Source organism: Clostridium sp. YIM B02555 (assembly GCF_022320955.1).
Classification (GTDB): Bacteria; Bacillota; Clostridia; order Clostridiales; family Clostridiaceae; genus Clostridium; species Clostridium saccharoperbutylacetonicum.
Window position 1 is genome coordinate 25531 of sequence record NZ_JAKJJY010000010.1, and the last position, 12608, is coordinate 38138.

The window sequence follows — 12608 nt, forward strand, 5'->3', positions numbered from 1 at the left end:
TTTCAAATGTGTGGTATTCTAGCTGCTTGTCAATTTATATAATATATTTACTACAGAGTTTTTAATTGATGATTTGGCCGTGGATCAGCTTGAGTTGGATGGTTTTTCTTTGGAGCAGCTGGCTAGGAGTTATTATGTTCCGGTGGAAATTATGAAGATTAAATTTAATAAGTAAACTAAACCAAGAATAAAAAGCTATCAATATATAATCAACTTCATATATCGATAGCTTTTAATTATGCTCTATTAAATTTTAATTTTACAATTCAAAAAGATGTTGTTATCTTATTTATTTTTATTTACTTTGCTTTTCTTTGTGTCATTAATCTCAGATTTATTAGAATTATTATCGGATTTACTCAAGGTACTATCTATTTATCTAAATTTGAGTTTACTTCAATAAAGCTTTGAATCTCTTTTTTTCTAAAATCCAAAACTTTGTTACTTCCAAAGTTCTTTTTGAATCTCTATATTTAAAAACTTCTTAGAATCTGTACTCTCTGACATAGATTAAGACCTTGTTCAACTTGAAAAGTATATCATTAAAGAGTAACCGTTCAAATAAGAAGTTCTTAATTTACCTATCATAAATATATAAGCATAAACACTTGTATGTGAAGTTATTATTTAATACTAGATTTTCAGATTTATAATTCAATATTTATCAGTTTGAGTTGGATAGACTATCATTGAAACAATTGGCTAGAAATTATTATGTTCTGGTTAAAATCATAAATCTGAAATTTAGTATACATAACCCAGAATAAGATAAAGACTATTTTATCTTACTTAACCAAATATTCGCTTAACCTATAACTAAAAATTTAGTTTTATATGTCCTTTATATCTATAGCAACTTCCTTCTCCTGGATTTCATCTTTTTTCACTACAAATTCAATATAATCACTAATAAGTTCTTTATATGCATTCTCTATTTCTTTTTTATAATCTGTATTTTTGTGCGCTGTATTACCCATTAAATTATATACATATTCAATCAATTCATTAAATTTATAACTTTCTTTTAATTCCTCAATAATTTCATCAATTTTCCATGTAAAAATATCTTTCTCTATTTGTTTCGTAAATGGAGATAATATTCGATTGTTATCAATAATTAAGTATTTGATTTTAGAATTGATTTTATTTTTATATTTAAACGCTCTTATACTTAATCTTATGGGTGTTATTGATTCAGATTCATAATTATATAAACTTTTTAGTGTTGTTTTCACCAACTTTTTATTATTATAATCAAGAATAGGTATGTAGTCTTCTTCTTTATTTATTTCATCATGTGATGCTATATAAATTTCATGAGCAACAATACATTCTATTTGATTAAATCCTAATAGATTTATTACCTCTTCAGTTCTATACCAATATTCCTCCAATAAGATACTAATTTTGTTTTCTTTAGCTATATTTTTAGATTCTTCGTCACACTTTCTCACTATCATAATCTTGTCACTAGAAAGTATTTCTTTTAAAGTTACTTTTTTAGTACTTCCATCCGAGTTAATCATTATTGAATCTGTGATTTCCCATTCATTATAAATCACATTTTTATCTAAAATTTCTCTATTAACCTTACCGTAATATTTCTCATATTGTAATGTTAATAATATTACATCCATGTAATCTTGATAATTAAAAATATACTTATCATCTAAACTGCATATATAATCATGCATTTTAATCAAGACTTTTATTCTTAAATAATTCTCTATCCTATCTAAATAACTTTTTAAAATATCGCTATCCATGAATCTATTTCTATTTATACTTAATAACTGCTTTGCTTGTCCTTCAACAATATTTAATTTCACATTAAATATTGATGTAGTTATTGGTGAGCAAAAAATATTTTTATAATAAACCTTACTTTTTGAAAAAATATCTCCATATGGTTTTATATTTAATTGTTCACCTAAGGAAAAAGATTTATGTTCTTTATTATATTCTGATAAATCTAAAAATTTAAAATTCATCTCAGAAAGTTTTTCCTTATCTCTAACATGTGTTTCTAGTAATCTCGACTTATTAAACCCTATTGTTATTTCTAAATCATCATAATCATCGAAGATTCTTAAGTTATCATTCTCATCACTATGTTCTATTGAATCACCATTAAACAAATCATCTTCAACTAAAATCCCCTGCTTCTCCACACTTAACCAATCTATATTTTTAATATAATTATTTAGTAAAATACACATCCTACTTTTATTTTTCTTGGATGAATATTTAGTATCAACTAAGTCTAATTCTCTATCTAAAAGTTCAAAATCATCCCAAATATTGCTGTTGTATTGAGTCATATCACTAAATATATCAAATTTTAAATCTTTAATAAACTTACTTTTGAAACTAAAACTTATCTTAGTACCATTCTTTTTTCTATTTGGGTTTATTTTAGTGCTTATATATCCGTTATTCTTACTAGAAACAAATGTTATATAAAATGCATCGCTATTTTCGGCCTTAGTATCTATCTCAACAGTATCAGTTATCATGAAAATTGAATGCAACCCAACTCCAAAACTTCCTGTTGGTTTCATCCAATCCGGCATATCTTCAATTATTTTATATTTTTCTATATCATCTTTCCAACTTTGTCCTACAGATTCCATCCTTTTCAAATCTTGTTGGCTTATACCACATCCACTATCTTCAATGCTTATTTTAAATTCTGACTCATCATCATTATCAGCCTCCACATAATCAACTTGAATTTTTAATTGGTACATATTTTTTATAAATTTGGGAACAGTACTGCTAAATTCTAATTTTTTTAAAATGTCGTCGCATTCTTTCAGTGAACTATATCTTCCTATTTTGACATCATTCCAAATTTGCATTTTAGTTGCATCTAATGAGTTCTGTATTATTTCTCTTATGCAATCTAATCTATTCTCATATATCCCTGAACCTTCTATAAATTCAAAAGCCACCTTTTGATCTATATTAAACTTAAAATTTAGTTGTTCTGTTATTCCACTAGAATCTTTTATGCTTAATTTTATCTCTCCTAAGCTTGGAGGCCCACCAATAAAGTTAGTTGGAACAATATCTGACCATTTACTACTTAAATTTTTCAACTCATCTTGCAACCAATCAAACCATTGTCGTGTTGCTCTATAAACACTATCATTTGGACAAATGGCTGCAACCTCTATTCTTTCTGGTGAAACTAAAAAATGTGTAATTGCTTGATGTTTTTCCTTGTGTTCTTTTGAAGATTCAGGCATATAAACCGTATTTGATAATACTTCACCAAATCTGCCATTATCTAAATCCAGTAAATCTCCTAACCTTAATAAACATGCAATCATTCTAGGATGAATTTCATCAGTGCTCACTCCATTTTCTTTCTTATACAATTTCTCCACTATATCACTGAAATTTGTACCATGCATAATAGAAATTTGAGCTATAAGTCTCATTATTCTTTCTTGTATTAAATTATTACGATTACGTAAAACTTCTATTTTAGAAGAATGCACAATTATTTCGGCACTTCTACTATTATGTATTCTTCTAAAATAATCGGCATTGAGTATTACTACATATTTCTTTACTTCTATCGGCCAATCTTTACTATTTTTTACTCCATTTTTTTCTATATCTTTTATATAGCTTGCTGCCGCAACTAAATCCTTATCATAATTATTGTTAATAATATCTTCAATATATTTTCTAAATTCTATTTTTGACCATAATTCTTTTTGATCCTCTTCGCTAATAATCATTCCTAAGTCATGCACAAATGCGGTTTCTAAAATTAGAAAAGTATCAGTAGGAGATAATTGTCTAATTCTAGATTCCCCTAAAATCATTTCTATTTTATTAACTATGCTCCAGGAATGACTTGCATCATGCATACTATAATGCGGAAAACTAGTAGATATAGTAGCTAAAGCATTTGTATAAACCTTCTCATCTTGTACCCAGGTAGCATACAAGTTTTTATATTTTTCATCACTTTCTGAATATAATTTCAAATGCTTTACTAATGAGTATTGTGTCTTAATTCCTTGGCATTCGCTATTTAGTGAATTCATCTTAATCCCCCTATGTTTATAACTTTATTCTCACCATATAATTACATAATATTTAAAATATATAATTATTATAGCATGTTTTACCAATTTAAAACCATAAAATAACAAAAATACCACAAATCCATTTCTGAATATTGTAGTAAACAATCTTATATATTTTTTACTAAACTGAAAAAGCTTGCAGATTATATTTATATATTTTTCAAATTTATAATCAAGATAAGCTTCTCTCTATCTTCGTTACTATCAACAATATGCATCCTCCTATGACAATTTGGGCATAAGGCTGCAGTATTTTCTATACTATCTTCTCCGCCTCTAGATAGCCATTTAATATGGTGCACTTCTAAATAATCTTCACCTTTACTATTTTTAAAAGGAGCTGGCTTTCCACAGAACTCACATATACCTTTTGCTCTTCTCTTTGTATACTCAACTTTATTCTACTCTCTAGTTCCTCATCAGATAAGTTTTTGGCTTTCTTCTCTTTAATCTTACTTGTACTATCAATAATATCTTTATCTATAATTGGAATATGTTGATTATTTATAAGCTTTAGCGGAAACAGATATACATTCCTATTATTCTTCTTTTCATCTAACTGCCTTTCTGTATATGGATCACCAGCTAATTTAACCTGACCTATATATGTATTCTTTTTTTTCTCGAAAACTTCAAATAAGTATACATTTACTTCATTTGTATCCATCTCATTTAAGGTCTTATTCTGTGCGAAATGTAAACTTTGATCTCCTTCTTGTCCCATTCCTGTATAATGAAATATATCTTCATACCATCTATCATCATATATTGACTTTATATGATTTGATATAAGCACTAAAGAATTAGTTTTCTTAGCCCTTCTCATGCCTCCTTGTCCACTACACCCGAGTATCCATCAACTCTTGATTACTTAATATGTCTCCTTGTTTTAAATTTGCTATTTTCATATGTAGTTCTCCCTTTTATCTCATTAAAACTTTAGTTTTTCTACAATTGGTATATCAGCTGGCGCAAATATAAAATTATCCATTTCACTTATAAGTATCCATCTATACTCACTATGATCATTCAGAATAATATCTCCACTTAAAATCTCAGCCTTAAATGCAATAAGTCTAACCTGAATATTACCATAGTCATATATGCTATCAGCAACATGCTCTTTTACAGCCACTTCAATTTCCATTTCTTCCTTTAATTCTCGAACTAAGCTTTCCTCTGGCTCTTCACCTGGTTCAACTTTTCCTCCTGGAAATTCCCAAAGTCCTCCTTGGCTCTTGTCTTCTTTTCTTTTTGCAATTAATATTCTATCCTCTTTAGTTAAGATTGCTGCAACTACATCTATCAATTTTGCTCTCCTTTTCACAATCCTAAATATAAATTTCTATAAAATAATATCATTTAATTATATCTAGGATTGTCACATTCAAATAATTTTCCTTCTTGTAAGTCATATTTACTTTTACAATTATTCATTAAATAGTATATACTTTTTACTTCATCCACCAAAAACTTTTCAAAGTACATTTTATCTTCTGTACATTTACGATCATTTTCTAATACTCTAATAGCGTCTTTTGAAATATCAACTTTTATTTTTATTACTTTATAATTGATTCCATCTTTTTCAGTTTCACCTATAAACTTTTCTTCAAAAAGTCTTCTTAAGTGCATCCTATTTAACCAAAAATATTTAATCTTAAAATCAATAAACTTAAAAATATGATCTTTATCTTCTATATTGTATTTATGATAATTTTGAATGAATGTTCTCATTCCACCTTCTTCAAGCCTTTTGTCCCATTCATCACTTCCGGTTCTATCATAATAGAAACTGTTAGGATCAGCTTTCATGATTGGTTCATATAAAGAGCATAGTAATATACCTTTCTCATCATTTAAAATCATTGAAAAATCTTTATCCGATATCCAAAATTCAGTATATTCCTTTATCAGTATTGATGATTTAATTTGGATATTATATTCTATTCTATCTTTATTCTCATACAAATTTTTAGCAGTATTCATTACTTGTAAATCATATCCTATATCTGGATTTAATTTATATGCTTCAAATCCCATCATATAAAATTTGCTTAAAATATAATATTCAGTCCCTGTTCCAAAATAAAAATTTCTATAATTATTTATGTCTACCTTCACAACTCTACCTCTTTATTCGTTATTAATAATATTTTTCAAATCCTTATTACCTAAAGAATCATAATTACTTTTCATCCTGTATAAAAACTCCACCCATGTAATCTAGAACTTTTCCCACAATGTAAGCTATTTTACTAACATAACTCTTGATTAAATATCAGCAATATTTATTTTAACTCAACTGGTATTTTGAACTTTTTAGTTTTCATATTTTCAGCTGACAATATAACCTCTATATATGCACTATTTCTATTAATATAAGATCTATTAAAATAGTAGCACATTGTTACAGGTATTCCATTATGTATAACTGTGTTATCTTTTGGTTCCCATCTTATTTCATTCCATGTACCATAAGCGTGAATATGCGAAATTCCTCTCCAATATCCATTCTCTTTAAATTCTATGGCCATATTTATAAATTTAAAATTCATTACGATATTTTTCGCTGGTATATTTCCTTTATTTTCTATTACAAGGTTAAGCTCTGATCCTGGTCTACATATCGTAACTTGTCCCCAAGATTCACCATAGACATTTTCTTTACTATCATCAAATTCTTCTACAAATACAATTTTCCCATTTCCATCTTCAAAGTATTTTCCATTATAATATTTTTCTGAATCATATACATTATACTTTAAGACAAGATTTGCTTTTTGATTAGATTTATTAAATGCTAAAATTGATATAATTAATGCTGCTATAGACGCAAAGCCACTTAACAAAGAAATTATATTTGTCCAATTTGTTAGTTGATTATTAAAATTATGTAACACAATTATCCCCCTCATACAATATCTTCCTATAATTTTCAGTATACTATAAGTAATTTTTAAAAGCATTTATCTTTTCTAATAAATATGAATCTATGCATCAATATCTTTTTCATATAGTTCTATCCATCTGTATAATGTTGCTAGCCCTCCTCCTAATAACTTTGCTATTTCGACCTTACTCAATTCTTTATTGATCCTCTTAATATTTTTTTTATGTTCATTGTAATAAATCAACTTAAAATCATCATATTGATGTGCACGATGTAGCATTATGTGGTATTTTAAATAAAAAACCGAAAATCATCCTTGATTATAAATAATGTGATATTCTAATTCACTATTAAATTTTTATCTCTAATAACATCTACAGCAACTCTAGAAATTGGAAGTTGTACATTTACTGGAGTTACTAATTTTGTTTTTTTGCCATGCTGCAAGCAAATTATCCGAACCAATATAATGCTTGCTTTGCTTGTGCATATTTCTTTTCCATTTCAGGAGAAACATCTACTGATACAAATTCAAACTTCTGATAATTTAAAATCATATCTTGATATTTATCAATATATCTAGGATTCCTTTTCCAAGATTTTATTCTTAGATTACTTACATATTCACATGATTTACACTTATGAATCTTAAATTTGACACTATATCCATGATGCCTTTGCCTTGAATCATATGTCTCAGAACACTGTTTACATTTTAAATCATCTTCGTTAGATAATATATAAAGTGCACTATTTATTTCTTTATATATGTTTGACGTTTGTGCAACTTCAAGGCATACTCTTTTCCCATCTACATTCTCAGCCCATAAAGCCCAGACACCGGCTTTCTTATATTTTTCTAAATTTTCTTTTTTCATTTCTTTAATATGATATTCAGCAATTACCTCTTCGTTCATATCACATGCCTCCTACAAGTTATAATTTATCTTTTAGCAATTATAGCACAGCTATCTAATCTTTACCATAAAATTACAAAAATACCACAAATTCTTCTAAAAACACTATTACTTAACGCAAACGTATATTCGCAACATAATAATTTATGATATAATATTCTCAATAACTCTTAACCAAAATATTAAATTAACTCACTACCTATATTTAAGAATTTATCTATCTCTGTAATAATAAGATAGCTATATATAGATATGTATTTTAACTTAATTACTATAAACTCTAGAAAGGATTGATTCATATTGAAAGCAGCAATCTATTCTCGTAAAAGTAAATTTACAGAGAAAGGAGACTCAATAGAAAATCAAATTCATATGTGTATACAATATGCTAAAAATATTGGTATAGATGATTATGAAATTTATGAGGATGAAGGATTTTCTGGCGGTAATACAAATAGGCCAAAATTCCAGAAACTTATGAGAGACGTAAAAGCTAAGAAATTTACTCATCTTATTTGTTATAGACTTGATAGAATATCTAGAAATGTTGCTGATTTTGCAAGTACTATAGAAATACTGAATAAATATGATACTGCATTTATTTCAATTAGAGAGCAATTTGATACTTCTTCTGCTATGGGCAGAGCTATGATGAATATTTCTGCTACTTTTGCTCAACTTGAAAGAGAGACTATTGCAGAACGTATAAAAGATAATTTAAGAGAATTATCTAAGACTGGACGATGGCTTGGTGGTCCTCCTCCACTTGGTTATGAATCTATTGAAGTTGAGAATAACGATTCTAATGGAAAAAATAGAAAAAAGCATATTCTTCAAATTAATCCTAATGAAAGTGAAGTTCCTAAGCTTGTTTATGAGCTATTCATGAAATACAAAAGTTATCAAAAAGTAAGCAGGTTATTAGAGGATCAAGGAATTTATAGTAGAAATGGTTCTCCTTTCTCAAGAAACTTAGTTAAACAAACTATTGATAATCCTACTTACTCAGTTGCAGACAAAAATATATTGGATTATTTAAGAAAGCATTGTGCTGAAGTATTTGGATATGAAAAAATAAATGGTATTAATGGTGTTATGGCCTATAATAGACGAACTGAAAAAGGAAGTTTTGCTCCTATAGAAAATTGGATTATATCTGTTGGTGAACATCCTGGAATTATTGCTAGTGATACATGGATTAGGTGTCAGCAGATCGCAAATGAAATAAAGGATACTAATTCTTCTAACAGAAAAGGTACAAGCCAGCAGGCTTTATTATCTGGATTAGTTGTCTGTAAAGAATGTGAATCGGCTATGGCTCCAAGGCAAAATTTAAGTAGTAAATATGCTTACAGATATTATTCTTGTAATTCAAGAAATTCGAATGCAAATAGATGTACTAACGATGCTCTAAATGCTTATGATGCTGAAGATTTTGTTGTTAATACATTAAAATCCTTAACTCATAATGACATAATTAAAAATTATGAGAAACTAAAAAAGAAAAATGTGGTTAAAATTAGTAACAAAGCTCAAATTTCAAGCTTCACAAAGGAAATTGAAAGTAATAAAAAGTCTATTAGTAATTTAGTAATGAAAATGGTATATCTTGATAATGATCCTGAATTACTTGAACCATTTAAAACCGAAATAAAAAAGCTTACTGATAGAAATAATGAACTTACTTCCTTAATTAATGAATTATCATTAGCTAATGATAGCATTGCTTCTACTTATGAATCTTTAGATGAAATATTAACTACTTTGGATAATTTTCAAAAGTTCTATGACTTTACCGAAAAGTTTGAGGACAGGAAAAGATTAATAAGAAGTCTTGTTAAATATGTTGTTTGGGATAGTAAAACAAGGATTTTAGATATTATATTAATTGGATCAGATAAAGAACGTCCAAGGCAAGTTGTTTTACCTTTAAGCAATAGTAGCAGAAGAAATGGCTCACGTGGAGATTATTGCTACAATGGTATATCAGCTTATGGAAAATGCAACTATAGAGGAAATTAAAAAGGCAGGCCTTGCTGGCCATTATGCTGATCATAGAAAGGCATTATTTTATACTGATGCAACTGGCAACCCATGGACTGCCACATATATTCAAGCAAAAGGCGATCCAGTAGCTGATTTACATGAAGATTTAGCTGCAGAGCAAAAAGCCAGAGCAACTTATGAGAATTTAATACACTTAACCGATGAACCAGAGATTAAAGAAATTCTTACATTTCTAAGAGAAAGAGAAGTAGTTCACTTTCAAAGATTTGGTGAATGCCTAGACCATATCCAAGAAAAAATGGATATGAAAAAATATAAATAATTTATTTATATAATTGTTATATAAATAGAAGACTGCCTTAAAATGATACTAAATCACTTTAAGGCAGTTCTTATTATAATATTTATTAAATATATATTTTTTAGTTAATTTAATATTCTACTAAATGCACAATTTATAGCTTCATTTAAGTTATCAAAAGTTATTTCATCCATTGTAATAGAAGGTTCGTCTTGAACTAAATATTGTTCAACTTTACAATTTATTAATGTTGCTCTATCAATTTCACTGTTTAAATCTGGCTTTTTATGCCTAACAATTTTTAATTCGTTATTCTTTTCATCAACACTATACACAATGAAAATATTTGATTTTCTGCCTGGAAATATTATTAAATTATCCCCTTCAACAAACTCTACTTTTTTACTTATATCTTGACCACTGAATAATTCATTCATTAAGTTTACTATGTTTTTTATTTCTTCATCTACCTTTTCACGCGTAATTTTTAGGGGACATAAACTTTGCACATAATTTTCAATCCACGACTTTTGATTAAATCCCATATCATCACCTCTTTCATAAAATTAATTATAACAAAAAATACGAGAATCTTCTACAATATCTCCAATTTATTGATAAAGATTAAAGAAATGGTTTATCTTATAGATAAGTAGATTAAAAACTATGATGAAATAAAAAGTGTATGCATTTCAAGGATGTTTCTTAGGCTGTAAGCTTAATTCTCCACTATTTATATATTTTTGAATCAATCGATTCAAAAGATTAAAATCCATGTTTTCTTCTTTAGCTAATCTCTTAATTCCTAAATTTTCATTAAAATATCTATTTACAATTCTTAGTTTTTCTTCAAATGTCCATTTCTTTCTTTTAGTTTCTTTAGCTATACCCATAATATCACTCCATTTTTATAGTTTAAATCAAAAAAAGTAGACAATGGGTGGTTACATCCATGTCTACTTATATCTTGCAACTTCATCTAATCGGTAGTATTCTAAATATAAAAAAATGTAGGAATATGTAATTATATTCCTACATTAAAATTGTAGCTATAAAATAACTGGGTTACCTTCAATATTAGACCAAAAAAATATTCCTGAGATAGTTGATAAATTATTTTCAAAAAGCCATTTTGCAGGCCAAGTTGAAGGTTCATTAATATGATTAAATTGATCTTCTGTAAATGGCTCAGTATTTGCTAGATATCCATAATAGTATTTATATGACCCAGAATTTGTAGCAAAGCTACTTGAAACAAAGTATCCATTTGAATCTGTTACTGCTTCTGCAACTAAATAATTTGCCTGTGTAGCTAAAGTACCTTCTGGTAATTTTTTGTTAGTTATTAAAACTACTCTATTAGCTAAAGGATTTCCGTCAATATCGTAAGCATATCCTTGTATTGTGCATACTTTCCCATATTGCCCACCAACATTTTGAATCGAACCTTCTCCTAACTGTAATATTTCAGTTGTATTTGCAGGATAGACTGCATTCATATAAAGATGATAAGTTTGTCCAGCTTCACCACTATTTGAAAATACTCTTATTGCATAATCCCCCTTTGGCAAATTTTTCAATTTTATTTTTTGCCCTGAGAATACATATACATTTGTTGGTTTGAATGTTCCTGCAACCATATCAACTATGCCTAATTGTGCAACGTAATTTGGATTACTTGATGTTAAATACATAATCATTGTTCTGTCGCTATTAACACTAAATAGAGTATAATTTACACTAGAACCTGTTGTAACTGTATTAGTTATATCTATTATGTCTGAAATAGAAGTATTTTGTGATGCTTTCATTGTTCTAACATTTTTATCATTCTGTTTTTCTTTTACTTGTTGCTTATCAATATTAATAGAATCTCCATTTTCTGTTAAATTTGAAATGTCCTTTTCTTGTAAATCACTTCTTCCAAAGTTTATTATATTATTTGTATTTGTTCGGTTTGTTTTTATTGTTTCTGCGCTAGCAGGATAACTTACTGCTAATAGCGATAATATGCATGCAATACACATGCTTCCTAGCCATTTTTTATGTTTCATATTCTTTTCTCCCCTTTATAATATTTATTTACATATAAGCTCAAAAATGTATGGTTAAATTATACATTTACTCGGACTATTTGTCAATTATTAGAATTTATTTATATAATTTCATAATTTGTAATATAATTTATAATAATACTGCCGTTATGACAAATTATTCTCTTTGTGCCATTCCTTCTTTCCACCAAATAAAATTGATTGGGTTACCTTTCTCCATGCATAACAAAATAATGAATCTCTGCTTCTTTTAGTTTCTTTATTTAATGCTTTTTGGTATGTATTAACTTTCCTATCACTTTAAATTAGATTATCTCTAAAGACCTAACT

11 protein-coding genes and 1 pseudogene are annotated in these 12608 nt (G+C 27.5%); 2 read left to right on the forward strand and 10 right to left on the reverse strand.

Annotation, left to right across the window (positions count from 1 at the left end):
- Nucleotides 1-830: 830 nt before the first annotated feature.
- The 7 genes from L3B98_RS14970 to L3B98_RS15000 form a co-directional block, all read right to left on the reverse strand.
- A complete protein-coding gene (locus tag L3B98_RS14970) occupies nt 831-4064 on the reverse strand; it encodes an ATP-binding protein (protein ID WP_238917317.1) in 3234 nt (1077 codons plus the stop codon).
- 191 nt (nt 4065-4255) lie between these two features.
- On the reverse strand, nt 4256-4408 hold the full coding sequence (locus L3B98_RS14975) for an HNH endonuclease (RefSeq protein WP_238917318.1): 153 nt from the start codon (nt 4406-4408) through the stop codon (nt 4256-4258).
- A 2-nt stretch (nt 4409-4410) separates the two neighbouring features.
- Nucleotides 4411-4932, reverse strand: coding sequence for an HNH endonuclease (locus L3B98_RS14980; protein ID WP_238917319.1), 522 nt, complete (start codon nt 4930-4932; stop codon nt 4411-4413).
- Between the two features lie 105 nt (nt 4933-5037).
- Nucleotides 5038-5415: a (deoxy)nucleoside triphosphate pyrophosphohydrolase gene (locus L3B98_RS14985; protein ID WP_275298432.1), complete on the reverse strand. Its 378-nt coding sequence runs from the start codon at nt 5413-5415 to the stop codon at nt 5038-5040.
- 53 nt (nt 5416-5468) lie between these two features.
- Nucleotides 5469-6230 carry a hypothetical protein gene (locus L3B98_RS14990; RefSeq protein ID WP_238917321.1) on the reverse strand — a complete coding sequence of 254 codons (762 nt, stop codon included), beginning with the start codon at nt 6228-6230 and terminating at the stop codon, nt 5469-5471.
- A 167-nt stretch (nt 6231-6397) separates the two neighbouring features.
- The gene (locus tag L3B98_RS14995; RefSeq protein ID WP_238917322.1) at nt 6398-7009 is read right to left on the reverse strand and encodes a hypothetical protein; all 612 of its coding nucleotides are present in this window, start codon (nt 7007-7009) and stop codon (nt 6398-6400) included.
- A gap of 442 nt (nt 7010-7451) precedes the next feature.
- Nucleotides 7452-7916, reverse strand: a complete 465-nt coding sequence (locus tag L3B98_RS15000) for a hypothetical protein (protein ID WP_238917323.1) — start codon at nt 7914-7916, stop codon at nt 7452-7454.
- Between the two features lie 300 nt (nt 7917-8216).
- Here L3B98_RS15000 and L3B98_RS15005 point away from each other — a divergent pair, with 300 nt between their 5' ends.
- Both L3B98_RS15005 and L3B98_RS15010 read left to right on the forward strand, forming a co-directional pair.
- Nucleotides 8217-9938, forward strand: coding sequence for a recombinase family protein (locus L3B98_RS15005; protein ID WP_238917324.1), 1722 nt, complete (start codon nt 8217-8219; stop codon nt 9936-9938).
- Nucleotides 9862-10245 (forward strand): annotated as a pseudogene (locus L3B98_RS15010) (manganese catalase family protein); the annotation flags it as partial. The gene L3B98_RS15005 and the pseudogene L3B98_RS15010, both read left to right, overlap by 77 nt.
- A gap of 104 nt (nt 10246-10349) precedes the next feature.
- Here L3B98_RS15010 and L3B98_RS15015 read toward each other — a convergent pair.
- From L3B98_RS15015 to L3B98_RS15025, 3 genes are all read right to left on the reverse strand, one after another.
- On the reverse strand, nt 10350-10769 hold the full coding sequence (locus L3B98_RS15015; RefSeq protein WP_077363320.1) for a hypothetical protein: 420 nt from the start codon (nt 10767-10769) through the stop codon (nt 10350-10352).
- A 147-nt stretch (nt 10770-10916) separates the two neighbouring features.
- The gene (locus L3B98_RS15020) at nt 10917-11117 is read right to left on the reverse strand and encodes a transposase (protein ID WP_238917325.1); all 201 of its coding nucleotides are present in this window, start codon (nt 11115-11117) and stop codon (nt 10917-10919) included.
- A 156-nt stretch (nt 11118-11273) separates the two neighbouring features.
- Complete coding sequence (locus L3B98_RS15025; protein WP_238917326.1) at nt 11274-12278, reverse strand: hypothetical protein; 1005 nt, start codon at nt 12276-12278, stop codon at nt 11274-11276.
- Between the last annotated feature and the right edge of the window lie 330 nt (nt 12279-12608).

Excerpts from the sequence above, each read along its gene's own strand:
- L3B98_RS15015 (WP_077363320.1), bottom strand. The coding sequence starts at position 10,769 with ATGGGATTTAATCAAAAGTCGTGGATTGAAAATTATGTGCAAAGTTTA.
- L3B98_RS15025 (WP_238917326.1), bottom strand. The coding sequence starts at position 12,278 with ATGAAACATAAAAAATGGCTAGGAAGCATGTGTATTGCATGCATATTA.
- L3B98_RS15020 (WP_238917325.1), bottom strand. The coding sequence starts at position 11,117 with ATGGGTATAGCTAAAGAAACTAAAAGAAAGAAATGGACATTTGAAGAA.
- L3B98_RS15000 (WP_238917323.1), bottom strand. The coding sequence starts at position 7,916 with ATGAACGAAGAGGTAATTGCTGAATATCATATTAAAGAAATGAAAAAA.
- L3B98_RS14970 (WP_238917317.1), bottom strand. The coding sequence starts at position 4,064 with ATGAATTCACTAAATAGCGAATGCCAAGGAATTAAGACACAATACTCA.
- L3B98_RS14980 (WP_238917319.1), bottom strand. The coding sequence starts at position 4,932 with ATGAGAAGGGCTAAGAAAACTAATTCTTTAGTGCTTATATCAAATCAT.